The following is a 26,300-nucleotide window of genomic DNA, read 5'->3' as shown; positions in this document are numbered from 1 at the left end:
GCGAACCATGCTGACCTGTGACAACTATCACCTGCCGACGAACTTGTCGGAAGCGTTGACGATTTGGTCCGAAGCGAAGGCAGGCAGCCGGCTCGTCTCCGGTGCCACAGATATCTTGCCCTGGGCCCGTGAAGGGCGGGCCGGGGATGTCCATCTGCCTGAGCTTGTCGATGTTACGCGGATCGCGGAATTGGACGGCTATTCGTTCGAGAACGGTCGTGTGCGGCTTGGGGCCAATACTGTTTATCAGGATTTCCTGACAGACCCGACGTTGATGCGCAGCCTGCCGTGCATGCCGTTTTGCGCGATCTGGTTTGCGGATGACCAAATCCGCGAACAAGCTTCTGTAACCGGAAACCTCGTCAATGCGTCCCCTGTCGCTGACGGGACGCCCGCAGTGGTGGCTTTGAATGGCGAGATCGAATTGGCCCGCCTGCAAGATGGCAAGGTGGTCAGCCGTCGGGTTCCGGTGGTCGATTTCATTGAAGGCCCCGGCAAAACCCAGATCGGTGAAGATGAGATCGCGACCGCAGTTATTCTGGATACGGCCAACGGGTATGGAGGGTCTTTCCAGAAGGTCGGGCAACGGCGGTCGCTTGTGATTTCGGTCGCGTGCAGTGCTGCTTTGGTCAAAGCCGATCGTGATGGGCGTGTCTTTGAGGACGTCCGCCTTGCTCTGGGCGGTGTTGGTCCCCGGCCGATCCGGATGACCGAGGCAGAAAGCGTGCTGCGCGGCGAACGGATATCGCATGCGCTGATCGAACGTGCAGCACAGACCGCCGCCGACACCGTAGGGTCGCGCAGCCGGAAGGAATACCGGCGCGAGGTTGTCGTCAACTTCGTTCGAGCCGCCCTTGAGGATGCGCTGGAGGATCAACCCGAAGTCCAGGTGGATTTTGCAGACGCGAAGGAAAAAGCAAATGCCTAAAGTGAGAATAGATGCTGAAGTCAACGGCCGGAAAGTCTCTCGTGAGACACAGCCGCACGCTCGACTGCTGGATTTTCTTCGCGACGAGTTGAACCTCACCGGCGCAAAGGAAGGCTGTGGCGCTGGGGAGTGTGGAACCTGCTCGGTGTTCGTCGATGGCAAGCTTGTGAAGTCTTGTCTGATGCCGGCGGCCAAAGCAACGGGCACGAAGATCGAAACGGTTGAGGGCCTAGCGAAGCCGGGTGAACTGACACCGGTTCAACGCGCCTTTCATAAGACCGGCGCCAGCCAGTGCGGCTACTGCATTCCAGGAATGGTGATGGCAGCGACCTCGGCTCTTCGTGAGAATCCGAATGCCGATATCGAAGAGATCAAGGAAAGATTGGGTGGCAATATTTGCCGCTGCACCGGCTATACGAAGATCTTCGAAGCAGTCGAGATTGCAAAGGCCGTGATTGCTGGTGATATGCCGGAGAATGCCCTTGAAGAAGACAATGTCGATGGCAGTTACATCGGCGCCAATGTGCGCCGCCTGGACGCCCCGTCGAAAGTGTCGGGCCGGCTGAAATATGCGGCTGACATGAAGATGCCGGACATGCTGCAAATGCAGGTTTTGCGCTCTCCCCATGCCCATGCGCGTATCGTGTCGATCGACACAAGTGCGGCGGAAGCGATGGACGGTGTGGCGTGCGTGATCACAGCCGATGATGTTCCGGGCAAAGACGGCTTTGGTGTGTTTGTGCATGACCAACCGATCATGGCGCGGGGCAAGGTGCGCCATGTGGGGGAAGCTGTGGCAGCTGTCGCTGCTGAGGACCTCGTTACTGCACGCCGTGCATTGGCAATGATCAAGGTCGAGTACGAGGAGTTGCCGGGGGTTTACGATCCTGCGGATGCACTGAAGCCGGGCGCGCCTGTGATCCATGACTATGCCCCCGATAATCTGGTGAAGCATATCCCTGTTCGGAAGGGCGATATAAAGAAAGGTTTCGCTGAAGCGGACCTGATACTTGAGGATGATTTCGGAACCCAGCAAGTCGAGCATGCCTATCTCGAGCCAGAAGCCGGGATCGCCTATGTCGACCCTGATGATGTAGTGGTGGTGATCTCACCATCGCAGAACATTACCCACCATCGGCACATGCTTGCCGAGATCATAGCCAAGCCGATTAACAAAGTGCGGTTCATCATGAGCCCTGTTGGTGGCGGTTTTGGTGGCAAAGAAGACATGATCTATCAGGGGATGCTCGCGCTATGTGCGATGAAGACCCATCAACCTGTACAACTGAATTTCACCCGTGAAGAAAGCCTGATCGCTTCGGCCAAGCGGCATCCCAGCCGCGTGCATTACAAAATGGGCCTCAAGTGGAACGGCCAGATTACAGCCATTGAGTTCGACATGCTGTCCGACGGCGGTGCCTACGGCATGTCGAGTGAAGGCGTGATGCGTAAGGCAGCAATTTTGTCTTGCGGCCCATACGAAGTGGATAATCTGTCTGTCGATACGCGGGCGGTTTACACCAACAATACGCCCTCGGGTGCGTTCAGGACGTTTGGCGGCATGCAGGCGCAATTCGCCACTGAAAGCATGATGGACATGGCCGCCGAAGCGCTGGACATGGACCCCTTTGAGATCCGACGCATCAACATGATGAAAATTGGGTCGACAACGCACACCCAGCAACGGCTCGAAACCGCGTCTTTGGACCGTGTCCTTGAAGCCGCGGAGACAGCCTCTCGTTGGGAAGCGGGTGCTCCTCGCGTGCGCGGAGCAGAGCGAGGGGATCTCAATGGTCCTGATACCCGGAAACCTTGCACATTGGGGGCGCGGATCAAAAGTGCCGCCAAGAATGATGCCAAAACCACGGAAAGGGTTGCGTGATGGCTAGGATGAAACGCGGCCGCGGAATGGCGGCGAGCTGGTATGGCATCGCTCGGACGGCAACGATTGATCGCGCTGGCGCTTGGGCAGAGCTCGATGATGGTGGCACAGGAAAGGTGGTCACTGGTGTGACTGAGATCGGTGAAGGCATTCTGACCGTTCTGGCACAGGTGGCAGCAGACGAGATGGGCATCAAGCCCCAAGACGTGACAATTGGCGACAATGATACGGCTCGTTCGCCCGAAGCGGCACATGCTGGCGCGACACGCCAAACATATATGATCGGCAATTCGGTAGCGCTCGCATCGCGCGAGGCGAGGAACGCACTGTTTGAACAGATTGCGGATCATTGGGATGTCGAAATTGAACAGTTGCGGGCCTTCGATGGCGAGATCTGGGCCGAGGACACCAATTTGCGCATGTCGATGAAGGATGCGGTCGCAACGTGCAAGGCGCGCGGTGTCGTGCCGGTGGGATCGGCGTCTTTCACTGCGCATGGAACTGGTCTGGACCCTGTGGATGGATCGGGAAGCCCCTGGCAGGCCTATGTCTTTGGGACACAGGTTGCAGAGGTTGAGGTCGATACCTGGACCGGGGAGGTGCAGGTTCTGGGCATCTGGGCAGCTCACGATGTTGGCCGCGCGATCAATCCGCGCGGCGTCGAGGGACAGATCGAGGGGGGCGTTGTTCAAGGGTTGGGGCAAGCTCTGATGGAGGAGTACATCACCGAGAAAGGGCATGCGATTACCCATGGCTTCGCCAAATACATCCTGCCCACGTCTCTGGATATCCCTCAGATCAACTGTGTGATCGTTGAAGACCCAGATCCCAAAAGCCCTCTGAAGGCGAAGGGTATTGGCGAGCCGGCTCTGGTCCCGACTGCGCCGGCAATCATGAACGCGATCTACGACGCAATCGGGGTGCGCATAAAGACGTTGCCTGCAACGCCGGAGAAAATCCTGAAAGCGCTTCGGGACCATGTCCCGGGGCGGGAACAGATTGCCCAATCGGCCAGACAGGAGCGTGCAGAAGCCGCGAGACACTAATTGCAGACGCTTGGTCCGAGCGAAATCGGTCTCAAAAAGGGAGGAAGAAATGGAACTTAGAACCAAAATCAAGAGCGGGGTTGTTGGCCTGCTATCGTCAGCGCTGATTGCGTTCGGCGGCGCAGCGCAAGCTGAATACCCAGAAAAGCCGGTCGATATGACAGTGCTTTTCGGGGGCACTGCCAATACGATTGCTCAGTTGCTTTCCGAGTTGATGTCGAATGAATTGGGGCAGCCGGTCGTTCCGGTAAGCCGCACGGGTGGCGGTGGCGCTGTCGGTTACTCGCATGTCGTATCGACTGCGCCTGACGGCTATAACATCGTATGGAATTCGAACTCGATCAGTACGACCCATCACACAGGGCGAGTGCCTTTCGACTATACGGCATTTACACCAATCGCGCGGGTTTCGACCGAAATCCCTGCTTTGGCCGTGAACAGTGACACAGGCTGGGAAACCCTTGCCGACCTCGCGGCCGCAATTGGATCAATGGACGGGACGCTCAAAGTGGGTATCTCTGGCAAGGGCTCTTTCACCCATCTGACGTCGGCCGCGCTCTTTGATGCCATGGGTGTTGGCGATAAGGTTGCCTATATCTCTTACGGTCAAGGCAAAGCGCCGGTTGAGCTATTGGCAGGGCGCATTGACGCCGCAATTCAGTGGCCCGGTCAATTCGCGTCGTATGTGCAAGCTGGCGAGCTCAATGTCTTGGCTGTGACGGGCGATGAACGTGTCGCCGTTCTTCCAGAGGTGCCAACCGCGCAAGAGCAGGGCGTAGATGTGAACATTTCCATGTGGCGCGGGCTTGCGGCCCCAGCCGGAACATCTGCGGATGTCGTGGCCAAGCTACAAGCTGCAGCAGAGGCGGCCGTTGCATCCGAACAGTTCCGTAGTGCTGCAGGGAATATCGGGTTTTCACCCGCTTTCTTGAATGCTGACGAGTTCGGAGCGCTGATCGAGAAGGATGACGCCTTCTATGGCGACCTTCTGACAGAACTCGGCATGGCCCAGTAACTCTAGCCAGGGATCGAAAAGATGACCAATCGTGTTCAAGATGCCATTGCTGCAGCGGTTCTACTCCTGCTCGGTGTTTGTTGGACATGGTTGGTCGTTGACACGATCCCTCCAGGTTTCGGAGATGGAGAAGTCGGCCCAAGAGCCTTTCCAATGGCGTTTGGGCTGATCCTGACGGTTTTCTCGGCGATCCTGCTGATTAGTCGGATTGTATCAGGTGCGGACACCGCTTCAGCAGAGACGTCGGACGATCCTGAGATGCCATCGACCAACCGGCTTGATTGGGGTCCGGCCCTGTTGGTTCTTGGACAGATCGTTCTGTACGGCTTCTTGCTTGAAAAGATCGGCTTCGTTTTGGCGACCCCTTTGGTGGTGCTGTTGGTCATGATCGTGAGTTTGCGTGTCCGGTCGCTCAGGAAACTGATTGGAATGTCTCTCGGGTTGACCGTGGGAAGCTGGCTCATCTTCGAAAAGCTGCTCGGGATTTATCTCGCGAATGGCACCTGGCTGAACGTGGGATAAGATGATGGATCTGTTTCTTCAAGCACTTGCGCTTTCATTCACGCCGATGGCAATTGCGGCGATAGGACTCGGGGCAATGGTTGGACTTGTCTTCGGGTCGATACCCGGACTGACATTTACAGTCGCCCTTGCGCTCGCGTTGCCGATCACCTTTAGCATGGACCCAGTTCCCGCGATTGGATTGTTGCTCGGAACCTACATCGGAGGCATGACTGGGGGGTCAGTCTCTGCGATATTGCTGGGTATTCCAGGGACACCATCAGCTGCCGCGACCGTGCTTGACGGCCATGCCATGACCAAACAGGGCAACGCTTCAATTGCTTTGGGTACTGCCGTGATTGTGTCCGTATTTGGCGGATTGTTCAGCTTGTTCGTCATGATGGTCTCGGTTGACCTCGTGTCGCGGATCGCAATCAGTTTCGGACCGGCGGAAATCTTCGCGCTTGTTCTGTTCGGCATGTCGACGATTTGCGGGCTTTGCGGTGACTCTCTCATCAAGGGGCTGATTGCTGGTGCCCTCGGACTCATGATCATGACGGTCGGCCTCGACGCAATCGATGGCGTGCCGCGGATGACATTTGGCAGCATCAATCTGCTGCAAGGTGTCAATCTTCTGGTGGCGATGATCGGGTTGTTCGCCGTTCCGTTTATTATCGAAGCCTTTTCAGGGAAAGGGCCACAGGATCTGCATACAAAGCGCGTCGCCAAGGTCCGCGCTGAATTGCCCTCTCTGAAAATGCTCTTCGGCAAGCTTTCACTGATGCTGCGGTGTTCTGTATTGGGCACGGGTATCGGCGCGATCCCGGGCACCGGCGGTGCAATCGCCTCGTTCCTCGCTTATGATCACGCAAAACGGTTTTCGAAAAAGCCGGAAAGCTTCGGTAAGGGAAATATCGAAGGTGTTATCGCGCCGGAAACTGCCAACAATGCAGTCACAGGCGGAACGCTTATCCCTCTGTTATCTTTGGGCATTCCAGGAGATCCGGCGACAGCAATCGTTCTTGCTGGTCTGATGATCCATGGCATTACGCCGGGACCGGCACTGTTCATGAACAATGCCGTGGAAGTCTATGGAATGTATGTTGCCGTTGCCCTGGCCTATGTCTGGGTACTGGGTCTTCAACTGATGGGGATCCGCATATTTGTGCATGTGCTTAAGATCCCTCGTGAGATGCTGGCCGTTTCCGTGTTGGTTCTCTGTGCAATCGGAGCCTATTCCATCCGCAATAGTGCCTTTGACATCTATGCTATGGGGGCCATCGGCGTTCTGGCCTATGTGCTCGTAGCTCTGCGCATCCCGATTACACCCATCATCCTCGGAATGGTTTTAGGACCGACGCTGGAGAACGAGTTCAGGACTGCGATGATGCTGTCCGGCGGTAGTTTCGACATCTTCCTGACCTCTCCGACAGTCTTGGTGTTCTTCGCCCTCGCGCTGCTGGTCATTGGTTTGCAAGTGATCACCGAACTGAAGCTGAAAAAGAAAACCTCCAAAAAAATCGAGATGACAGATGCTTGACAAAAACAAGATCCCCGACGAACCCGAGAACGAAATTCGGAAAAGAGCAATCAGGCTGGCGGTCAAGTCTGTCGAAGATGCGCTGATCGACGATCAGAACGGTGGTATTGTCGATCTGACACTTTCAGAGGCGCTTGTTGTCGCCCTGATGAAGCAAGGCGTTCGCCGCTACTTTGCGATCTTCGGACACGGCTCGACCGATCTCGGCGAGGTCTTGCGCATTTATCACGAGGAAGGTGCGGTTGAGGTCATAAACTGCCGCAATGAAGTGGAAATGGCGCATGCAGCCACAGCCTATGCATGGGTTTACGGCAAAACGCCTGCAGTTGTCACATCCATTGGACCGGGTGGACTTCAGGCGATGGCAGGATCGCTCGCTGCGGCGTCTAACGGGGTTGGGGTTTACCATATCTATGGTGACGAGACGACACAGGGCGAAGGCTACAACATGCAGCAGGTACCGAAGCCCGAGCAGGGGGTTTTCGGTAAGATGACTGCCCTTATGGGGCAATCCTATACGCTGCACACGCCAGGCGCACTGCGTGAATGCATGCGACGGGGAACGGCTTGCGCCCATCACCCTTACAAGGCGGGCCCGTTTTTCATCATGCTGCCTATCAACACCCAGCCGCAAATGACCAAGATCAATATTGCGACCCTGCCAGGGCGTCAGACATTGCCGCCGGTTGCGCCAGCAAGATCCGACGATCTGGGCGCCGCTGTAGATTTCCTGCGTCGTTATAAACGCATTGTCATAAAAGCCGGAGGGGGCACCCGGTCACATTATATGGCTGTAAGATCGCTTGCCACACGCATCGGCGCCCCTGTTGTATTGTCGCCAGGGTCAACCGGGGTTCTGATGGACGCACATGCCCAGAACATGCATGTGGGCGGTTCCAAAGGTTCGATCTCGGGCAACTACGCGATGCAAAATGCTGATGCGCTAATCGTGATCGGAAGCCGCGGTGTGTGTCAGGCGGATTGTTCGGGTGTCGGCTATCCAAATGCGCAAGCCGTGTTGAACATCAACGGTGATCTCGACGATTTGACCCATTATGCCAACACGGTATGCCTTCCGGGCGATATCACATCGGTCATTGATATGCTGCTAGCGGAGCTGGGCGATGATGCGGGCATTGACTTGCGCAAGGACTGGATCCGGGATTGTGCCGCAAAGAAGGATGAATGGACGGCCTTCAAGGCAAAGCGGATTCACGCGGAACCGATTGCCGACGAAGTGTGGCAGCAACCTGTCCTCACCCAACCCGCCGCGATCCACACTGTTGCGTCTTTTGCCAACAAGGTCGGCGCGATCAAATTCTTCGACGCGGGTGATGTGCAGGCCAATGGGTTCCAGATCGTAGAAGACGATGCGCCCGGCCAGACATACACCGAGACGGGAGCCTCCTTCATGGGGTTTTCGGGATCGGCTCTTTTGGGTGGCGCGTTGGTGAAGGATGCCAAATACGGCATCGCCTTCACCGGGGATGGCTCCTTCATGATGAACCCGCAAATCCTGATTGATGCGGTCGAGCATGGCGTTCGCGGTATGATTGCCCTGTTTGACAACCGGCGGATGGCGGCGATCACCGGCCTTCAATACGACCAGTATGGGCGCGAATTCAAAACGAATGACAGTGTGGCGGTTGATTACAGGGCGATGGCGGCGTCGGTGTCCGGTGTGAAGGCGCTTCACGGAGGCTTCACCCGTAGTGCGCTCGAGGCTGCGCTAACTGAGGCGCATGCCTACGATGGACTCTCGCTGCTTCATATCCCTGTCTATTCGGGACGTGACCCGATCGCAGGTATGGGAGCCTATGGGTCCTGGAATGTCGGAAATTGGGTCGAAGAAGTTCAGGGCGCGTACCTGAACGCGACTATTTAAGGAGCGGCATCAATGTATGAGAATATTGAACTCTTCATCAATGGCGACTGGTGCAATGCTTCGGACGGTGCGACCAAGCCGGTGACGTGTCCGGCATCGGAAGATGTGATTGGTTCGATCGCCGTCGCCGCAGATGACGACATCAATCGGGCGCTTTCAGCGGCAAAAGACGGCTTTGATGTTTGGCGCAAAACCGGGACATGGGACCGAGCGGCAAAGATCCGCAAAGTTGCTGATCTGATACGCGAGAGGCAGAGTGAGATCGCAAGGCTTATGTCGTTGGAAACCGGCAAGCCATTGGCCGAGTCCATGGGCGAAACCGGCGCTGCGGCCGACCAGTTCGAATGGTATTCGGAAGAAACCAAACGTATTTATGGCCAGATCATCGAAGCGCGCACCAGCGACAGCCGCATGGCGGTGATATATCAACCTGTTGGCGTCGTTGCGGCCTTTTCAGCATGGAATTTTCCGGCATTGTTGCCGGCCAGAAAGATTGCAGCCGCTCTTGGGGCCGGTTGCGCGATCATCATCAAGCCCGCAGGTGAAACACCAGCTTCATGTGCTGCTCTGATACAGGCCTGCCATGATGCGGGCATTCCGCCTGGGGTCGTGAATATGTTGACCGGCAATTCGGGCCAAATTGCTGAAAAACTCATCCGCTCTCCCATCGTGCGAAAGGTCAGCGTGACGGGCTCTGTTCCTGTCGGCAAACAAATCCTTTCGCTTGCTGCGGAGGGGGTCAAGAAGGTGTCGATGGAATTGGGAGGCCACGGCCCTGTTCTGGTGTTTGACGATTTCGACGCTGAGAAAGCAGCCGAAATATGTGCGCCTACAAAATTCCGCAATTGCGGTCAGGTTTGTATTTCGCCAACCAGATTCTACGTTCATGAAAATAGTTACGAGAAGTTCGCCTCTCGTTTCGCGGAAATCGCCAATTCACTCAAGATCGGGCGCGGATTGGACGATGGCGTGCAAATCGGCCCAATGGCGAACAAGCGCGGGCTGGAAACCATTCAGAAAATGACCCAAGATGCATTGGATCGCGGCGCGGAATTGTTGGCCGGGGGGAAACGTCCAGCCGGATTCAACAAGGGGTATTTCGTGGAGCCCACCGTTCTGGGGCGCGTGCCGGACGATGCGCTGGTGATGACCGAGGAACCATTTGGTCCGATCGCGCCGATTACCACATTCACAGATTATGATGAGGTGATCGCGCGCGCCAATTCGCTGCCATTCGGGTTGGCGGGGTATGTGTTCTCCAACAACTTGACCACTGCAACCCGCGCCTATGAAGATCTCGAACTGGGTATGGTCGGGGTGAACGAGATGCTTCTCGCAACCGCTGAGGCTCCGTTTGGCGGGGTCAAGGAAAGCGGCATGGGCCGCGAGGGCGGGAGCCTTGGGATGCACGATTACTTGGATCCGAAATACGTCAAGATGAAACTCGCGGGATAAGAAGATATGACAGACGACAATGAACAAGGCTTCGCAAGGGGCCTGACCAATTATGGTGACAGAGATTTTTCGGTCTACCTTCGACGGTCTTTCGCAGCGTCGATGGGCTATTCACAAGACGTTCTGAAAAAGCCTATCGTCGGTATCGCGAACAGTTTTTCGGGCTTCAATAGCTGCCATCGGCATTTCCCTGAACTGCTTGAAGCGGTGAAGCGCGGGGTGCTTCTGGGCGGCGGTTTGCCGGTTGAATTTCCGACGATCTCGCTTGGCGAAGTCTATCTCAGCCCAACCAGCCTGAAATTTCGCAATCTTATGTCGATGGACACGGAGGAAATGATCCGCGCTCAGCCAATGGATGCGGTCGTGCTGATGGGGGGATGCGACAAGACCGTGCCTGCCCAGTTGATGGGCGCGGCTTCTGCGGATCTTCCGGCGGTTCAGCTTGTTGCCGGGCCAATGATGACATCGCGGCACGGCGAAGAGCGCTTGGGCGCCTGCACGGATTGTCGCCGGTTCTGGGGCAAGTACCGCGCGGGCGAAGTCTCTGGTGATGAAATTAGCCAGATCGAGGGGCGTCTCGCCACGACTGCCGGCACATGCGCTGTCATGGGGACAGCCTCGACAATGGCCTGTATAGCCGAGACACTCGGTATGTCTTTGCCGGGCACGGCCGCCATCCCTGCCGTTAATGCCGACCGATTGCGCGCAGGCGAGGCGTCGGGTTTGGCTGCGGCGCGGATGGTCACAAATCCGATCCGGCCAAGCCAGTTGATCACTGAAAAATCCGTCGAAAACGCGCTTCGCGTCCTGCTGGCGTTGGGGGGGTCCACGAATGCAATCATCCACCTCACGGCCATCGCCGGACGGCTTGGGATACGCATCTCTCTGGACCGTATGAATGAGTTGTCCGACACGACCCCTGTGCTGGTCAATCTGAAGCCGGTTGGCTCTGCCTATATGGAAGATTTCTTCTATGCGGGCGGAATGGGGGCTGTTCTTCGTGAACTCAAACCGCTTCTGCACTTGGATACGCTCTCGGTGACGGGCGAAACCTTGGGTGACCGTCTGGAACAGGATCCGGGATATGTGGATCGGCGCATCATTTCCAGTGCGACTGAGCCGCTGGAGCCACAGGGCGGCCTCGTCGCGCTCTTTGGCAATATCGCGCCGCGTGGCGCCATCCTGAAACGGTCCGCTGCGGACGAGCGGTTGTTCGAGAAAGAAGGCCGTGCGGTGGTGTTCAGTTCTCTTGAGGACCTGGCCAACCGTGTGGACGACCCTGATCTTGATATTACCGAGGATGATTTCATGGTCTTGCAAAATGCAGGTCCGAAGAGTGCCTCCGGTATGCCTGAGGCCGGTTATCTGCCGATCCCCCGGAAACTCAGCTCCAAAGGTGTCAAGGATATGGTGCGCATCTCGGATGCGAGGATGTCTGGCACAGCCTTCGGGACGATCGTGCTTCACGTCGCGCCCGAAAGCTCGACCGGCGGAGTCTTGGGATTGGTCCAGAACGGTGACCGAATTCGACTGTCGGTCAAGAACAAGAGCATCGAACTCCTGGTGGACGAGGCGGAACTTGATCGACGCCGCGCGCAATGGACTTCCGACAATGAACCGGCCGACACGCGACGCGGGTACGACCGGCTTTATGCCGAACAGGTTCTTCAGGCGGACGAAGGCTGCGATTTCGCGATTTTGCAGCCTAACCCGCTGAAAAAGTGAGCTAAAAAAGGGTAACGACGGATGAAAATCGGGACACCAAAAGAGATCTACGAAGGGGAGGCGCGGGTCGGAATGACGCCGGACTCGGCGCGCCAACTTCAAAAACTGGGCTATGAGTGCCTGGTTGAAACCGGAGCAGGAGCGCGGGCCGGTTTCTCTGACGCCACCTATGAAGAGGCCGGTGTCACCGTTGTGACCAGCGCTGCCGAGTTGTGGGGCCAGGCCGACATCGTTGCGAAGGTGCGTCCGCCTTCGGAGACGGAGGCCAAGCGTCTGACGAAGGGTCAGACTTTGATTTCGTTTTTCTATCCTGCGTCGAACGAGGCGCTGATGGAGTTGGCGCGTTCGAAGGGCGCGAGCGTGATTGCGATGGACATGGTGCCGCGCATCAGCCGCGCGCAGAAGATGGATGCGCTGTCCTCGATGGCGAATATCGCGGGCTATCGCGCGGTGATCGAGGCGGGCAACAACTTTGGCCGGTTCTTCACCGGGCAGGTGACGGCGGCGGGCAAGGTGCCGCCGGCGAAGGTGCTGATCGTGGGCGCTGGTGTGGCCGGTCTGGCGGCGATCGGGACATCGACCTCGCTGGGCGCGATGACCTATGCCTTCGACGTGCGGCCGGAAGTGGCCGAGCAGGTGGAATCGATGGGCGCTGAGTTCGTCTATCTCGATTTCGAGGAAGAACAGCAGGATGGATCTGCCAGCGGCGGCTATGCCTCTGTTTCCTCGCCGGAATTCCGTGAGGCGCAGCTGGCGAAGTTCCGCGAGTTGGCCCCTGAAATGGATATCGTCATCACCACCGCGCTGATCCCGAACCGCGAGGCGCCGGAGCTGTGGACCGAGGACATGGTGCAGGCGATGAAGCCGGGGTCGGTGATCGTCGATCTGGCGGCAGAGCGGGGCGGCAACTGCAAGCTGACCAAGGCCGACGAGCGGATCGTGACCGATAACGGCGTGATCATCATCGGCTATACCGACTTCCCCAGCCGGATGGCGCAGCAGGCCTCGACGCTCTATGCGACGAACATCCGCCATATGATGACGGACCTGACGCCCGAGAAGGACGGCACGCCGAACCACAATATGGACGATGACGTGATCCGTGGTGCCACGATCACCCATGAGGGGGAGATCACCTTCCCGCCACCACCGCCGAAGGTGCAGGCGATTGCGGCTGCTCCGAAGAAGGAAGCGGCCAAGGAGCTGACGCCGGAGGAGAAGCGCGCGGCGGAAGCTGCGGCCTTCAAGGCGCAGACCAAGAACCAGGTGACGCTGCTGGCCATCGGCGCGGCGCTGATCCTTGGCGTGGGGCTGATCCCGGATATGCCGGCGAGCTTCATGCAGCACTTCATCGTGTTCGTTCTGTCGGTGTTCATCGGCTTCCAGGTGATCTGGAACGTCGCGCATTCGCTGCACACACCGCTGATGGCGGTGACGAACGCGATCTCGTCGATCATCATTCTGGGCGCCTTGATCCAGATCGGATCGGGCGGGTTCCTCGTGATCCTGTTGGCGGCCATCTCGGTCTTTATGGCGGGTATCAACATCTTTGGTGGCTTCCTTGTCACCCGGCGCATGCTCGCCATGTTCCAGAAATCTTAAGGGGGAGCCAGAACAATGGAAAATTCGTTTACCATGGCAGCCTATGTCGTTGCCGGTGTTCTGTTCATCCTCTCGCTGGGGGGATTGTCTGGGCAGGAAAGCGCGAAACGCGCGGTGTGGTACGGCATCGTGGGGATGGCGATTGCGGTCTTTGCGACGCTGGTTGGACCGGGGGCGGGGCTGTGGCTTCTGTCGCTGGTGCTGATCGCAGCGGGTGGCCTGATCGGCTATTATGTGGCGATGCGGGTGCAGATGACCGAGATGCCGCAGCTGGTGGCGGCGATGCACTCGCTGGTGGGCCTTGCGGCGGTGTTCGTGGGCTTCAATGCCGAGATGACCATTAACCTCGTTGAAGCGGCGAAGGCTGCGGGCGAAGGCGTTGAGGGCGCGTTTGCGCTGTTGGTCGCCAAGAAAGAGCCGATTGAGATCGCGATCCTGAAGATCGAGTTGTCGCTGGGCATCTGGATCGGTGCGGTGACCTTCACCGGCTCGGTGATTGCCTATGGCAAGCTGGCGGGCAAGGTGAACTCGGCTGCGACAAAGCTGCCGGGCGGGCATCTGCTGAATGCGGCGGCGGCTTTGCTCTCGGTCGTGTGCCTTGTGTGGTATCTGAACGCGGGCGCGATGCTGCCCCTGTTGATCCTGACGGCGGCGGCGCTGTTCATCGGCTATCACCTGATCATGGGGATCGGCGGCGCGGACATGCCGGTGGTTGTGTCGATGCTGAACTCCTATTCGGGGTGGGCCGCGGCGGCGATTGGCTTCAGCCTCGGCAACGACCTGCTGATCGTTGTGGGTGCCTTGGTCGGTTCGTCGGGCGCGATCCTCAGCTACATCATGTGTAAGGCGATGAACCGGTCGTTCATCAGCGTGATCCTCGGGGGCTTTGGCGGCGCTGCGGGGCCGGCGATGGAGGTCGAGGGCGAGCAGATCGCGATCGAGGCGGATGGTGTGGCGCAGGCTCTGGACGAGGCCGACAGCGTGATCATCATCCCGGGCTACGGTATGGCGGTGGCGCAGGCGCAACAGAACGTGGCGGAACTGACCCGCCGCCTGCGGGCCAAGGGCAAGAACGTGCGCTTTGCCATTCACCCCGTTGCGGGGCGCTTGCCGGGGCATATGAACGTGCTGTTGGCGGAAGCGAAGGTGCCCTATGACATCGTGATGGAGATGGACGAGATCAACGAGGACTTCCCTGAAACGGACGTGGCCATCGTGATCGGCTCCAACGACATCGTGAACCCTGCGGCACAAGAAGACCCGAACAGCCCCATCGCGGGTATGCCGGTGCTGGAATGCTGGAAGGCCAAGCAGGTGTTCGTCTCCAAGCGGGGACAGGGCACGGGCTATTCGGGCATCGAAAACCCGCTCTTCTACAAAGAAAACACGCGCATGTTCTACGGCGATGCCAAAGCAAGCCTCGATACCCTGCTGACAAAAATCAGTTAACGGGCAGGGCGAAGAGTAAGGGTACCTGCGCGAAAAAGTGTGGGTGCCCGTAAGGACCCGAAAAATGAGAATGATCTCTGAGAAAAGTGAAGAGTGGTTGATCCTTGGGGATCTCTGGGGGCTGTATTTCTATTTTGGCCTTGGGTTCGCGGGTGTTCGGCCTCTGATTCAGCCGATCCGGCAGGTGCTGAAAATATCGCCAACGCGGATTGGGCACACACTCGGATCATGCCAATTGATCCATCCCAAAATAGAGCTCGGACAGAGCCAAGAAGTGGGAGTAAGCTATGCTTGATGAGGGGGTGCGCAATTTGAGCTGGAGCTTGCAGGCGCAGGGATACGCAGCGCGGTCCGCGCGCTATAACGCCGGGACTGCGGCGCTGCTGGAAACCGCCCTGATGAAGGGTGAGGGCCGTCTTTCCGAGACTGGCGCGCTGGTTGTGAACACAGGGAAGTACACGGGCCGCTCGCCTAAGGACAAACACATCGTGTCCGAGCCGTCGACGCAGGCGGAGATTTGGTGGGAAGGCAACCGAGCCATGACCCCATCGAATTTCGAAACACTAAAGACCGACATGTTGGCTTATCTGGGAGATCGGGACGTCGAAGTTCAGGATCTGGTTTGCGGCGCCGATCCGGCGAACGCGGTCGGTATTCGGTTGATCGCGGAATTCACATGGCATGCGCTGTTCCTGCGTCATATGCTGCGTCGTCCTTCGCAGGCAGAGTTGCAGACCTATGTGCCGGACTTCACGATCATCAACCTTCCGGGTTTTCTTGCCGATCCTGAGCGGCATGGGACTCGGAGCGAGACTGTCGTGGCACTCAGTTTCGAGCAAAAGCTCGTTCTGATCGCGGGAACCGAATACTCGGGTGAGAACAAGAAATCGGCCTTTACCATTCTCAACCACTTGTACCCATCTCGGGGCATTCTACCGATGCACTGTTCCGCTAACCATGCGCTGCATGACCCGCGCGATACGGCGCTTTTCTTCGGACTTTCCGGCACAGGCAAGACAACGCTTTCAGCCGATCCAACACGGAAATTGATTGGCGATGACGAACACGGCTGGTCTGACGGCGGTGTCTTCAATTTTGAGGGGGGGTGCTATGCCAAGACTATCCGCCTGTCGCAACAATCGGAGCCGGATATCTGGGGCGCGGTGCATTCCTTTGGGACGGTGCTTGAAAACGTCGTAATGGACGATCAAAGCCGGACGCTATTACTGGATGACGATACAATTACTGAAAACACGCGCGCGGCCTATCCTCTCGATCACCTGAAAAATGCGAGCTCCACATCGCGTGGAGGTGAACCGCGGCACATTTTCCTGCTGACATGTGACGCCTTCGGAGTGACGCCCCCCGTTGCGAAATTGTCGCCCGTTGAGGCACGCGCCTTATTCCTGCTGGGGTTCACATCCAAGGTTGCCGGAACCGAGCGGGGCGTTGGGAAACCGGAGCCTACCTTTTCGACCTGTTTCGGAGCGCCGTTCCTGACCCGCGATCCGGCTGTCTATGCTGACCTCTTCGAGGCCAAGCTGGAGCATTCGGGCGCGCAGGTTTGGTTGGTGAATACCGGCTGGAGCGGCGGCGGCGTGGAAACGGGCAAAAGGATGCCCATAACAGTTACGCGCAGCCTTTTGGGTGCCGCGATCGATGGGTCGCTTGAGGCGGGCGAGTTCAAAACGGATCAGGTCTGGGGCGTGCAGATCCCATGTGACGGACCTGCCGAAGCAAGGCCCTATCTCGATCCATACGAAAATTGGCAGGACAAATCGGCATTTGAACTGGCGGCGGTGGAGCTTAGATCAAGGATTGAGCCGAAGTTGGCTGAAATGGGCCTGTCATTCCCATTGTCAAAGATCTCGCAGGCGAGACGTGTTGACGTTTTTGAAGTCGAAAGGGCGTGAGGATGAAATACATTGTTTATGTCAGCCAGGCAAAAGCGCCTTTTTCAAAGTTGGCTCTGAAGGAGCTCCTCGAGAAAAGCCGCGCTCGAAACTCCAATGAAGGGATAACTGGGCTGTTGCTGTACAGGTACAGCGATGACTTCGATAAAGGCTATTTCATTCAGGCTATCGAGGGGCCCGATGATGTCCTGAACGCTCTTTGGGATAGGATTTCCGAGGATCGACGCCATCATACCATTGTCACGTTGGCCGAAGGCAAACAGACGGACAGAATGTTCCCAAATTGGTCGATGGGCTTCAGAAACGTCGAAGCCAAAGACCTCGAAGCATTGCCCGGGTTCGCTGAAATTGAGACTGAGAGTTTTTGGGAAAACCTCAAGGCCAATGAGATGCCAGAAGCGGTGGAGCTTCTACGCGGATTTTACTGAGGTGCTGATTGTTTTGCCAAGCGATATCGAGGCAGTTTAGCAGGTAGATGGCGGGTATTTCGGCTGTTCACTCACGACATGATCCTGTCTCCGCTCTTGTGGCCGCGGGCGGGGGCGCTGTTTTGGCGGTGATTGCTGAAACCTCTGGGCCATCCTATCGCCCTGTTGGTGCAATGATGGCAGTGCTTGGGCGCAAGGAATGGGTGGGAACCCTGTCATCAGGCTGCGTTGAAGCGGATATCGCGCTTCATGCTTTGGAAGCACGCTCGGACGGTGAGCCACGTTTTGTGGCATATGGCAAAGATTCCCCGTTCATGGATATCCAGCTGCCTTGTGGAGGAGGGCTGAAGATCCTCTTGGTTCCAAACCCCGATTTGGAGGTACTGGAAAACCTAAAAGAACACCAAAGCCAGCGCCGAGGAATAACGCTTGAAATCGAGGTGAACACAGGAAGGATGGAACTGACGGATAGCGTAAAGTCCGGTCTGGACAAAAATATTCTTCGCATTCGCATCGGACCGGAATTGAAGTTCTTTGTATTCGGCAAAGGCCCCGAAGCAGGACAGTTTGCGGCGTTGGTTCAAACACTCGGCTATGAGAATTTGCTGCTTTCACCTGATGATGAGACTTTGGGAGCGGGCGATCTCGCTGGCTGTGACACGCACCTGTTAACCGGAAAAAACTACCCCCAAGATTTGGCGGTCGATCACAGGACGGCGATCGTGTAGTTCTTCCATGATCACGACTGGGAACCGCCAATTTTGGTGGAAGCGTTGGCGACGCCAGCATTCTATGTCGGTGCGCAGGGAAGTAAGAAAGCGCAGGATGCTCGCAGAGAAATGTTGGCGAGTATGGGTATCGCAGGAGAGACGCTGGAGCGATTGCGCGGGCCGATCGGGCTCATACCTTCTGCCCGTGATGCAAGAACACTCGCTGTATCTGTTCTGGCCGAGGTGCTGGCAGTCGCGATGAATACCCAACATTCAACGAAGCATTGAATTTGTTCTCGTTTTTAGTGCGACTGACTGTATTCACTGAACGCTGATTTTCGCCCGTATCAGGTTGCGCCGGCGCCCATGCAGATTGCCAAGAACGGAAAAAGGTCTTCCGAATTAGGCGCTTTCGGCAACCATGAAGGCAGATTTCTGGCTGCGCCGTTTCTATCCAGTAGCTCTGCGTATGCTGCAATGCTGCATTGCTGTCTTATGTGTGGATAAACGGAGAATACCGAGATATGTGCCGTGCATCGACAGTGTCTTGATTTCCAAGGAGTATTCAACATGACCTACGTCCAGATGGCAATAAATTGGAATGCTTTCTTGTCTGGGCTGGTTGGCCTTATTCCTGCGATTTTCAGGGGGTTGTCCCGACTGTCTGGAGACATTTTGCGCGTTCGCAAAATGGAACGTCTTCTTAGTGCGAGCGATGCGGAACTTGCGGAAATTGGTTTGACGCGCAAAGACATCGTTCCCCATTTTTTGCAGCGGGTATAATCCGTTACCTTGCTTTTCATGAGTTCAGCCGGGCAGGCGGACAAGCGATATGATCTGCCAACAGACTGCTCCGCGCGACGCAAGCTGCTCGTGACGCTCTAGCTATCGCATTTGTGGGCGGTACCTCATCACCAGCGCAGAAAAGAAATTCAGCAGCTGATCGTTATCGCATCACAACAGCATCATAGAACTGCACACTGCCACCGCCGAAAGCGGACTGCAGATTTTGGGCTATGTCAGAGTCGTAATCGCTTCGCTATCCAATCCGCACAAAACGATATCTCGCGCAGGCTTTTGAACTTGTGGCTTGATACCAAGTTAGGTGCGAACGTTATGGTTTAAGGGGAAATGCTGGCTGTGCACGCAGTCTCACGCTAGCCAGTCTGGCCGAAATTTCCCTGATAACAGGGAAAATACAGGGAAAAACTGCCGATTTTGCCAATATTCGAGCCCGTCGCCTTGATTGTGGGTGAGAAAACAGTGGTTTAGCCACGATTTCCCTAAGTTCGTTAACAGGGAAATTCCGTTCCGATATCAGTGAATTTTTTGGAACTAACAGGGAAGCGATACTGAACCTGATCTATGGGGCATCATGATTTAGCTGCCCGAAATTCCTGGAGCCGACGTTCGAGCCGAGTGCAGCGAACGGCTGCCTGGAGCCCAATTTGACCGATGCTATAGATCGCACGAATTTCCGCAATGAAAGCGCCAAGCTGACATTGCCTAAGAACTTTGATAACTTTCTGGCTTAGGGGGCTACATTATCTGATTTTGGAGGGGGCTGTATTATCTGATTTTGGACCCATTATTGAGTGCCTCGTATGTTCACAACGATCCTGTCACCGACAAGGAACATCAAATGTCTGACGAGTTACTTTATGTGACAGCGACCGAGGCTCTGGCACGATTTTCCCAAAAATCGTTATCACCAGTTGAGCTGTTGGAAGCGCAGATCACCCGCGCTGAAGCGACTTCCAAGACAGTCAATGCATTTGCACATACACATTTTGATGAAGCGCGCGAACTGGCACGGCAATCCGAGGCGCGATGGTCCAAGGGTGAGCCTTCCGGGTGCCTCGACGGGTTGCCTGTCGCCATCAAGGACGAAACCCAGATTGCGGGCAAGCCGTCAACATGTGGTTCTCTGATCCTGAAGGATTTCGTGGCTGACGCGACATCCCCTGCAAATGAACGTATTCTCGCCGAGGGGGCGATTGCGCACGCTTTCACCACGACGCCCGAATTTTGTTGCGCGCTCATCACTTGGTCGCGGCTTTGGGGCGTGACGCGCAACCCCTGGAACACAGAGAAAACACCGGGTGGGTCTTCCGGCGGCGCCGCCGCTGCGCTGGCTTCAGGCGCGTGTTCATTGGCCACTGGCACGGATATTGGGGGGTCGATACGAGTTCCGGCATCCTGCTGTGGGCTCGTCGGGTACAAACCAACCTATGGGCGGACGCCGCAGACACCACCTTTCAACTTGGATATGTACAATCATACTGGTCCTTTGGCGCGTTCGGTCGCGGATGCGGCGCTTCTGCAAAACGTCATGTGCGGTCCGCATCCCGAAGACATTGCAACACTTTACCCCAAACTGACGCTGCCGATGAACTACCCCGGCATCAAGGGGTGGAAGATCGCATTGTCGATGGATTTGGGCAGTTTCGAGGTGGATGAGGACGTACGTCGAAATACACTAACTGCAGCACAGGTATTCCGCGATCTGGGCGCAAAAGTCGAGGAGGTCGATATCGGTTGGGGGCCCGAAGTGAGCGAAGGCGTTATCGCTTATCTGAAACACCTTTTTGGCGCGTCCCTGTCGACCGAGTTGAAAGAGAGTGCTGACCTGATGACGACCTATTGCCGCGATTTCGCGGAACAATCGCAATCGTCCAGCCCTCTTAACTATCTCAACAGTCTCAAAACTGCGGGGCAAGCCTATCGGAGACTCGGATTGCTGCTAGAGGAATTCGATTGCCTGATATGTCCGACGACCGCCCTACCCGCAGTTGATGCGACGTTTGATCCATCTCAGGATCGAATTGAGATCAACGGCAAGGAAGTTGGATCGTTTCTCGGATGGGCGATGACGACCCCATTCAACATGCTGAGCCGCTGTCCCGTCATTTCGCTTCCAACCGGGTTTGCGGGAAACGGAGTTCCAACGGGAATGCAGATTGTGGCCCCTGCCTATCGCGATGAAGTCGCATTTCAGGCTGCGAGTGCATTTGAAAACGCAGTCGGAGGTTGGTACCGGCGCACAGAAGATCGTCCCGCTTTATGATCGAAGTGGTGGATACTGAATATGACTGCCGCATTTACTGAGCGAACGTAGCCCTCTACCCAAAGCAGCCCTCGCATCAATCTTGCCGAATGGTAGCTTTGTCCCGCGTTGCAGTCATACACAGGTCGTCAAATGCTGCAAGTTGCACCAAGGTCCGGCTTCGGGAATCTGGAAAGCTGGATTTTCACCTAGTCGAATGTCCGCTTCGGGCCGGCAGGTGACTTGGTCGTGAAGGGCGGATTGCGGACTTTCGCTGCACGCTTGGCTGAGGTCCGCCATGCGGACAAAGGGTGAATTCGCTGCGCTTGCTCAGGAGGCCGCTTTCATGCGTTTGCGGACCTTCACTTTGGATTGTACACAATTTGCGCACCTACAGTGGCGGCAGCCTTGATTGGGACGAACAGTATATCCAATCCTCCAAAGGCGAACAAATCACAGAACCCGCTGCCAGCTCATAGTTGTACCCGGTTGAAACAGGCAAAACTGTACGTCCTTTTTCACCGCATCGTACAATTCTCAAATCCCGAATCCGTCTTGCGCTAAATCAAAGCCGTCCTCACACTCTGAGGAATGCACTTAGCGGGTACTAGGATCACTCAAGCAACATCCTGCTTAGTTCTCATTACCATAGCTAACCACTCAAGAATTTGCGCTTTCGATGGCTCTAACTGAACGGCTTCTGTGCCAGCAAATTCTCTAAATGCTGCCATATTGAGATCGTTGACCCCCACGATCACTGGAATTTCAAGCTCCAGCGCTGTGGCAATGATGGTTCTGAAGCCGCGACCATCGGCTTCATGCTTGCCGAACTTGTTGATGATCAAGAGGTCCACATTTGGATCAAGTCGCGCCTCCGCCAGGCCGACGGCGGTCTCCAACGCAGCGGGGTCCAGCCTGCATCCCTTAGAGCCTAATCCAAGATCTTGTGAAATGCGCAGAACCGGACCGTCTGGCAAGACCTGCACATCCATGTCGCACGGGCCATTTGCGCGATCTGTATTGATCTGAACTGTGCCGCAGGTTGTGTAGCCTTGCGAAGCGAGCGTATCGGCCAGCCGTGAAAGCAGAAGGTCGGTATCTCCCCTGCCTGGAGCCATTGTGTAAGCGATCTTCATATCTTGTTGTCCTTGTCCTTCAGAAAGGGTGAAACTCCACCAATGCACCACAGGGCAATTCCTCGGTATCGGCAGGAATGAAAAGCAAACCGTCCATTTCAGGAAGCAGTGACACCCTACCCGAATGAGTTGCCTCCGCGAATTCAGCGATTTCTCGTCCCGCGCTGTCAAAGCCCGTCAGGCGCGCCAGCCGTAGCTCACATCGGCCCGGTTTATGATGAAGCGTATGTTGCAATACCACATGTCGTCGGCGGACGGGCCTTTGCGCTTGTCCGCTGAGGGACCTGCAAAGGGCTGAACCGAAGATTTGCCACGTCACGAAAGCAGACAGTGGATTACCGGGCAGTCCAAGCCAGACCGCTCGCCCAACATGTCCAAACGACACTGGCTTGCCGGGCTTTAACGCGACGCCGCTAAAGGCAATTTTGGCGAAAAGCCCAGCCAAGGCTGGCTTCACATGGTCTTCTTCGCCGACCGATATGCCACCAGTCGTAACGATCAGGTCCACCTCTTGCGACAGAGCGTCCAGTTGTTCGCGCAGCGCGGGGAGCGTGTCGAATGCAACTTGGACGCTGTACAGCTCAATGTCAGGCGTCGCCAGCGCGGCGCGGAGCATCGGCGTATTCACATCCCATATCGCAGCGGTGCCCCTCGCCTCACCTTGCTGGGCGACCTCATCCCCGGTGACCACGAGGGCTACGCGGACGCGTCGTGTGACGCACACCTCGGCGTGTCCGGCGGCCGCGCAGGCCGCGATGTCTCGCGGAGTGAGGAGGCGTCCCGCCGGAGCTATCGTCTTTCCCCTCGCCATGTCTTCGCCGGCGCGGCGAACATGAGCGCCCCGTTTAACGACATCGTGCAAACGGACATGGGTGCTAGTGCACAAAACCTGCTCCTGCATTACGACTGCGTTTGCACCGTCTGGAAGAGGCGCGCCTGTAAAGATCTGTATCGCACTCCCGCGCTTGAGCGTGTTGTTCGGGACATGCCCTGCTGCAACGCGCCCTACGACTGTCAATTCCCACGGCCCTTCACCAGATAGGTCGCCCGTATTGATTGCGTACCCGTCCATGGCAGCATTATCAAAAGGAGGAACCATTCCCAGCGACCGCACAGATTTTGAAAGCACCCGCCCTGCGGCTTGCGCTAGCGGGACATGCTCGGTTTCAGGAACAGCCTTTGTCAGGCGGGCAATCCGAGCCAACCCCTCATCAATACTGATCAGTGAACCCTGACGCACGAGATCGTCACACCCGAAACCGCTGCTTTCGATCTTTTGGATGACGGTCATTGCGCGGCCTCCGCATGAAAATGGCCCGGGCCAACCGTGCAGTCCAGATCGCGAAGCCGTCCGTCTTTCAGGCCATAGATCAGCCCATGGATACGGATGCTGACACGTTCCCGCCAGGCCCGTTGAAGAATGGGCGTCTCAGCTACCCGGCGGACGCCCTCCACCACATTCAGTTCCGCGAGCTTGTCTCTTCGTGCCTCGTCATCGCCCTGTTGTGCCAAATCGACGGCATAGGCCCGGGTAAGACGCCGGATCGGTACGAGCCAGTGGTCCGCCAAGCCGTGGGGCAGGTCTTCGGTCGCTGCCTTGACCCCGCCGCACCCGTAGTGACCGCATACGATTATCTCGCGGATCTTGAGCGCATCTACGGCAAACTCCAGCGCCGAAAGCATATTCATATCCGACGTATGGATAACATTTGCCACGTTGCGGTGCACAAACACCTCGCCTGGATCGAGACCTGCGACGACATTGGCAGGCACCCGGCTGTCAGAACAGCCGATCCAGAAGAATTCAGGCGATTGCCGTGTGGCCAGACGTGCAAAATAGCCGGGTTCTTCTGTTCAGACCATTTCACGTTGCGGTCAAGAAGATCATTCAGCATGTCTCATTCTCCGAGCGTGGGCTTTAGACTACGGCGCTCCAGCATGTGCCTTTTCATTGCGTTCAGGTCCGCCTCGGTCAGTCTCGCCCGGGCGATCGGAAGGATGACCGCGTTTTCGAGGATCAAGTGGCGGCGCGCATGATGGGCAAAATCCATAATTTGCTCGCAATCCGATTGGGAGGGCCGCGAGTTAGGTTTATCGAAACCTCTGATGATCGCGACAATCGCCGGCGCGTCGGCGATGGCATGGCCATGATCAGATTGAAGCTTGTCGATCACCTTGTCGATTTCGTCTTCCGGCTCGCAGCGTTTTAGCATCATCGGAAACAGATCAATTTCTTCATCAGCCAGATGCTGCGGCAGTTCCGTTTCCAGAAAGGTGAGGACTGGGTCGATCTCTGCGCGTTCTATGGATGCAGAGGCGACAATCCGATCGATCACTGCGCAGACCTCCCGTTCGCGCATATGATCTTCGGCGATGAAGTCTAGTGGATTGTCCAAGTCGGAAACATCAGCAGCCTCACCTCTTGCCGTTCTCAAGAGTCGTTTAGGATCTTTTCCCATCGTCCTCTCCTCCCAGTTAGACCATGCTCAGGTCTGCCCCCTCGATATCTGAGGCTTCGACCAATTGGGTGATGAAGGTACGGGACTGCCGCGCCCAAGCTGCTTTCTCCATTGCTTCGGAAATTTTCCCGCGAACGGCTTCGAATGGCAGGACCTGCCCCAACGCAACCGCATCCATTCGGATGATATGATAGCCATGGCGGGTCAGAACCGGCTCTGTCGAAATCTCGCCTTCAACAAGGTGACGCAGGGCAGCCTCGAACTCAGGAACGGTGTCATTCGGGCCAAGTTGGCCGAGCGTCCCGCCTGAGGTCTTGGACCCGCAATCGCTCTGGCGTGCGGCCAGTGCCGCGAAGCTCTTTGGTTCACCCAGCACCAAGGCAAGCAGCCCCTTGGCACGGCCTAGCGCTTTGGCGCGTGCTGCCTCGTCCCGCGGATCGCAGGCGCACAGGATATGGGACACCTCCCAAAGCGGCGGTGTTCGAAAGCGCGTCGGATCTTTTTCCCATTCGGATGCGATGTCCTCCCGAGTTGGGGGAACAACATCAATCGCCTCCTCTAGGAGGCCCCTGATCAGGGCCTCCTCATCAGTTTCAAACCGCCCCGGGGCGACCTCATTGGGTTTTGCCTCGACGCTGCGAGACCGCGCTTCTTGCAACAACAAGGTGCGGATCGCCACGGCATTGGCCGCCTTGCGCCAAGCAATACCGGGTTTGCCTTTCGGCGCGTCCTGGTTCTGCGTCTCCGCAGCAATCAGGCCGTGGGGAACATGCTCGCCGTTGACGACCAGATCTGGAAAGAGTGCTGCTTTCATTTGCTTTACTCCGCCGGTGTCGCTTTGGTATCGGCACGCTTGGGCAGCGCTATTTGACGGCGCGAGCGCACAATCTGATAGCCAGGCCGCAAAAGGTACCGGAACGGTGCTGCAAAGCCCGAAACCATGTGAACCAACCGCGAGAAGGGGAAGAGCGCCGTGATGATCAAGCCAAGGAAGATGTGCAACTTGTAGAGCCAATGCACGTCTACCACTGTAACCCATGCATTGATGTTCCAAGTGACGATGCTCTGCGACCAGTTCATGAAACGCACCATCTCGGAGCCGTCCATGTGTTGCAGAGTCTGCGTGATTGTCAGCAAGCCAATGGCCAGTTGCAACCAGATCAATGCCATGATGGTGATATCCATCCGGCTGGACGTTGCTCGGATCCGTGGCTCAGTCAGACGACGATGCATAAGCAGGGATGCACCGATCAAGGCCGCGATACCTGCAGGGCCGCCAATAATCACGGCCATCCATTGTTTGAGCGAATATGGCACGCCAAGTGCGTCAAGCACCCAGACCGGTGTGAACAGGCCAACGAGGTGCCCAAAAAAGATCGTGATGATCCCAACATGAAACAGGATCGAGCCCCAGATCAGTTGTTTGCGCTTTAGCAGCTGACTAGAGGAGCTTTTCCACGTGTATTGATCGCGGTCATAGCGAGCGATTGATCCAACAACGAGGATGGTCAGCGCTGCATAGGGCAATATGCCGAAGATGATGAAGTTGATATCAAAGTTCAAGAACATGTCTTGTCTCC

The 26,300-nt window shown here is 56.7% G+C and carries 23 protein-coding genes; 17 read left to right on the top strand and 6 right to left on the bottom strand.

Annotated features, from left to right (window positions below):
* The first annotated feature begins 7 nt into the window (after window positions 1-7).
* The 17 genes from AB1E42_RS12015 to AB1E42_RS11935 all read left to right on the top strand — a co-directional run bounded on the left by AB1E42_RS12015 (window position 8) and on the right by AB1E42_RS11935 (window position 21,146).
* Window positions 8-928, top strand: coding sequence for a xanthine dehydrogenase family protein subunit M (locus AB1E42_RS12015; RefSeq protein WP_368344471.1), 921 nt, complete (start codon window positions 8-10; stop codon window positions 926-928).
* The gene (locus AB1E42_RS12010) at window positions 921-2,810 is read left to right on the top strand and encodes a molybdopterin-dependent oxidoreductase (protein WP_368344470.1); all 1,890 of its coding nucleotides are present in this window, start codon (window positions 921-923) and stop codon (window positions 2,808-2,810) included. The genes AB1E42_RS12015 and AB1E42_RS12010 overlap by 8 nt, the downstream gene beginning before the upstream one ends.
* A complete protein-coding gene (locus AB1E42_RS12005; protein WP_368344469.1) occupies window positions 2,810-3,856 on the top strand; it encodes a xanthine dehydrogenase family protein molybdopterin-binding subunit in 1,047 nt (348 codons plus the stop codon). The genes AB1E42_RS12010 and AB1E42_RS12005 overlap by 1 nt, the downstream gene beginning before the upstream one ends.
* Before the next feature lie 49 nt (window positions 3,857-3,905).
* On the top strand, window positions 3,906-4,871 hold the full coding sequence (locus AB1E42_RS12000) for a Bug family tripartite tricarboxylate transporter substrate binding protein (RefSeq protein WP_368344468.1): 966 nt from the start codon (window positions 3,906-3,908) through the stop codon (window positions 4,869-4,871).
* 21 nt (window positions 4,872-4,892) lie between these two features.
* Window positions 4,893-5,393: a tripartite tricarboxylate transporter TctB family protein gene (locus AB1E42_RS11995; RefSeq protein WP_368344467.1), complete on the top strand. Its 501-nt coding sequence runs from the start codon at window positions 4,893-4,895 to the stop codon at window positions 5,391-5,393.
* Between the two features lie 4 nt (window positions 5,394-5,397).
* Window positions 5,398-6,912, top strand: a complete 1,515-nt coding sequence (locus AB1E42_RS11990) for a tripartite tricarboxylate transporter permease (RefSeq protein WP_368344466.1) — start codon at window positions 5,398-5,400, stop codon at window positions 6,910-6,912.
* Window positions 6,905-8,797: a thiamine pyrophosphate-dependent enzyme gene (locus AB1E42_RS11985; protein ID WP_368344465.1), complete on the top strand. Its 1,893-nt coding sequence runs from the start codon at window positions 6,905-6,907 to the stop codon at window positions 8,795-8,797. Before AB1E42_RS11990 ends, AB1E42_RS11985 begins: the two co-directional genes overlap by 8 nt.
* Before the next feature lie 12 nt (window positions 8,798-8,809).
* Window positions 8,810-10,252, top strand: a complete 1,443-nt coding sequence (locus AB1E42_RS11980) for an NAD-dependent succinate-semialdehyde dehydrogenase (protein WP_368344464.1) — start codon at window positions 8,810-8,812, stop codon at window positions 10,250-10,252.
* A gap of 6 nt (window positions 10,253-10,258) precedes the next feature.
* Entirely contained in the window at window positions 10,259-11,977 is a 1,719-nt protein-coding gene (locus tag AB1E42_RS11975) for an IlvD/Edd family dehydratase (RefSeq protein ID WP_368344463.1), read from the top strand.
* Window positions 11,978-11,998: 21 nt separating this feature from the next.
* Window positions 11,999-13,579 carry a Re/Si-specific NAD(P)(+) transhydrogenase subunit alpha gene (locus AB1E42_RS11970; protein ID WP_368344462.1) on the top strand — a complete coding sequence of 527 codons (1,581 nt, stop codon included), beginning with the start codon at window positions 11,999-12,001 and terminating at the stop codon, window positions 13,577-13,579.
* 15 nt (window positions 13,580-13,594) lie between these two features.
* On the top strand, window positions 13,595-15,028 hold the full coding sequence (locus AB1E42_RS11965) for an NAD(P)(+) transhydrogenase (Re/Si-specific) subunit beta (protein WP_368344114.1): 1,434 nt from the start codon (window positions 13,595-13,597) through the stop codon (window positions 15,026-15,028).
* A 287-nt stretch (window positions 15,029-15,315) separates the two neighbouring features.
* Complete coding sequence (locus AB1E42_RS11960) at window positions 15,316-16,941, top strand: phosphoenolpyruvate carboxykinase (ATP) (RefSeq protein WP_368344461.1); 1,626 nt, start codon at window positions 15,316-15,318, stop codon at window positions 16,939-16,941.
* A gap of 2 nt (window positions 16,942-16,943) precedes the next feature.
* Entirely contained in the window at window positions 16,944-17,369 is a 426-nt protein-coding gene (locus AB1E42_RS11955; protein WP_368344460.1) for a BLUF domain-containing protein, read from the top strand.
* A 47-nt stretch (window positions 17,370-17,416) separates the two neighbouring features.
* A complete protein-coding gene (locus AB1E42_RS11950; protein WP_368344459.1) occupies window positions 17,417-18,097 on the top strand; it encodes an XdhC family protein in 681 nt (226 codons plus the stop codon).
* A 36-nt stretch (window positions 18,098-18,133) separates the two neighbouring features.
* Window positions 18,134-18,367 (top strand): XdhC family protein, encoded by a 234-nt coding sequence (locus tag AB1E42_RS11945; protein ID WP_368344458.1) that lies wholly within the window; start codon window positions 18,134-18,136, stop codon window positions 18,365-18,367.
* Between the two features lie 282 nt (window positions 18,368-18,649).
* Window positions 18,650-18,862 carry a hypothetical protein gene (locus AB1E42_RS11940; protein WP_368344457.1) on the top strand — a complete coding sequence of 71 codons (213 nt, stop codon included), beginning with the start codon at window positions 18,650-18,652 and terminating at the stop codon, window positions 18,860-18,862.
* A gap of 859 nt (window positions 18,863-19,721) precedes the next feature.
* Entirely contained in the window at window positions 19,722-21,146 is a 1,425-nt protein-coding gene (locus AB1E42_RS11935; RefSeq protein WP_368344456.1) for an amidase, read from the top strand.
* A gap of 596 nt (window positions 21,147-21,742) precedes the next feature.
* Here the strand turns inward: AB1E42_RS11935 and AB1E42_RS11930 are convergent.
* From AB1E42_RS11930 to narI, 6 genes are all read right to left on the bottom strand, one after another.
* Window positions 21,743-22,261, bottom strand: a complete 519-nt coding sequence (locus AB1E42_RS11930) for a DUF2478 domain-containing protein (protein ID WP_368344455.1) — start codon at window positions 22,259-22,261, stop codon at window positions 21,743-21,745.
* A 19-nt stretch (window positions 22,262-22,280) separates the two neighbouring features.
* Window positions 22,281-23,552 carry a gephyrin-like molybdotransferase Glp gene (gene glp, locus AB1E42_RS11925; protein ID WP_368344454.1) on the bottom strand — a complete coding sequence of 424 codons (1,272 nt, stop codon included), beginning with the start codon at window positions 23,550-23,552 and terminating at the stop codon, window positions 22,281-22,283.
* A complete protein-coding gene (locus tag AB1E42_RS11920; RefSeq protein ID WP_368344453.1) occupies window positions 23,549-24,034 on the bottom strand; it encodes a carbonic anhydrase in 486 nt (161 codons plus the stop codon). The genes glp and AB1E42_RS11920 overlap by 4 nt, the downstream gene beginning before the upstream one ends.
* 125 nt (window positions 24,035-24,159) lie before the next feature.
* On the bottom strand, window positions 24,160-24,720 hold the full coding sequence (locus AB1E42_RS11915; RefSeq protein ID WP_368344452.1) for a hemerythrin domain-containing protein: 561 nt from the start codon (window positions 24,718-24,720) through the stop codon (window positions 24,160-24,162).
* Between the two features lie 16 nt (window positions 24,721-24,736).
* Complete coding sequence (locus tag AB1E42_RS11910; RefSeq protein ID WP_368344451.1) at window positions 24,737-25,534, bottom strand: peptidylprolyl isomerase; 798 nt, start codon at window positions 25,532-25,534, stop codon at window positions 24,737-24,739.
* A 5-nt stretch (window positions 25,535-25,539) separates the two neighbouring features.
* Window positions 25,540-26,289, bottom strand: a complete 750-nt coding sequence (gene narI, locus AB1E42_RS11905) for a respiratory nitrate reductase subunit gamma (protein ID WP_368344450.1) — start codon at window positions 26,287-26,289, stop codon at window positions 25,540-25,542.
* Window positions 26,290-26,300: the final 11 nt, after the last annotated feature.

The organism is Pelagovum sp. HNIBRBA483 (assembly GCF_040931995.1).
Classification (GTDB): domain Bacteria; phylum Pseudomonadota; class Alphaproteobacteria; order Rhodobacterales; family Rhodobacteraceae; genus JAEPMR01.
Note: the sequence above shows the minus strand (reverse complement) of the source record. Positions and strands in the feature narration are given on the sequence as shown.

Excerpts from the sequence above, each read along its gene's own strand:
- AB1E42_RS12015 (WP_368344471.1), top strand. The coding sequence starts at position 8 with ATGCTGACCTGTGACAACTATCACCTGCCGACGAACTTGTCGGAAGCG.
- AB1E42_RS12010 (WP_368344470.1), top strand. The coding sequence starts at position 921 with ATGCCTAAAGTGAGAATAGATGCTGAAGTCAACGGCCGGAAAGTCTCT.
- AB1E42_RS12005 (WP_368344469.1), top strand. The coding sequence starts at position 2,810 with ATGGCTAGGATGAAACGCGGCCGCGGAATGGCGGCGAGCTGGTATGGC.
- AB1E42_RS12000 (WP_368344468.1), top strand. The coding sequence starts at position 3,906 with ATGGAACTTAGAACCAAAATCAAGAGCGGGGTTGTTGGCCTGCTATCG.
- AB1E42_RS11995 (WP_368344467.1), top strand. The coding sequence starts at position 4,893 with ATGACCAATCGTGTTCAAGATGCCATTGCTGCAGCGGTTCTACTCCTG.
- AB1E42_RS11990 (WP_368344466.1), top strand. The coding sequence starts at position 5,398 with ATGGATCTGTTTCTTCAAGCACTTGCGCTTTCATTCACGCCGATGGCA.
- AB1E42_RS11985 (WP_368344465.1), top strand. The coding sequence starts at position 6,905 with ATGCTTGACAAAAACAAGATCCCCGACGAACCCGAGAACGAAATTCGG.
- AB1E42_RS11980 (WP_368344464.1), top strand. The coding sequence starts at position 8,810 with ATGTATGAGAATATTGAACTCTTCATCAATGGCGACTGGTGCAATGCT.
- AB1E42_RS11975 (WP_368344463.1), top strand. The coding sequence starts at position 10,259 with ATGACAGACGACAATGAACAAGGCTTCGCAAGGGGCCTGACCAATTAT.
- AB1E42_RS11970 (WP_368344462.1), top strand. The coding sequence starts at position 11,999 with ATGAAAATCGGGACACCAAAAGAGATCTACGAAGGGGAGGCGCGGGTC.
- AB1E42_RS11965 (WP_368344114.1), top strand. The coding sequence starts at position 13,595 with ATGGAAAATTCGTTTACCATGGCAGCCTATGTCGTTGCCGGTGTTCTG.
- AB1E42_RS11960 (WP_368344461.1), top strand. The coding sequence starts at position 15,316 with ATGCTTGATGAGGGGGTGCGCAATTTGAGCTGGAGCTTGCAGGCGCAG.
- AB1E42_RS11955 (WP_368344460.1), top strand. The coding sequence starts at position 16,944 with ATGAAATACATTGTTTATGTCAGCCAGGCAAAAGCGCCTTTTTCAAAG.
- AB1E42_RS11950 (WP_368344459.1), top strand. The coding sequence starts at position 17,417 with ATGGCGGGTATTTCGGCTGTTCACTCACGACATGATCCTGTCTCCGCT.
- AB1E42_RS11940 (WP_368344457.1), top strand. The coding sequence starts at position 18,650 with ATGACCTACGTCCAGATGGCAATAAATTGGAATGCTTTCTTGTCTGGG.
- AB1E42_RS11935 (WP_368344456.1), top strand. The coding sequence starts at position 19,722 with ATGTCTGACGAGTTACTTTATGTGACAGCGACCGAGGCTCTGGCACGA.
- AB1E42_RS11930 (WP_368344455.1), bottom strand. The coding sequence starts at position 22,261 with ATGAAGATCGCTTACACAATGGCTCCAGGCAGGGGAGATACCGACCTT.
- glp (WP_368344454.1), bottom strand. The coding sequence starts at position 23,552 with ATGACCGTCATCCAAAAGATCGAAAGCAGCGGTTTCGGGTGTGACGAT.
- AB1E42_RS11915 (WP_368344452.1), bottom strand. The coding sequence starts at position 24,720 with ATGGGAAAAGATCCTAAACGACTCTTGAGAACGGCAAGAGGTGAGGCT.
- AB1E42_RS11910 (WP_368344451.1), bottom strand. The coding sequence starts at position 25,534 with ATGAAAGCAGCACTCTTTCCAGATCTGGTCGTCAACGGCGAGCATGTT.
- narI (WP_368344450.1), bottom strand. The coding sequence starts at position 26,289 with ATGTTCTTGAACTTTGATATCAACTTCATCATCTTCGGCATATTGCCC.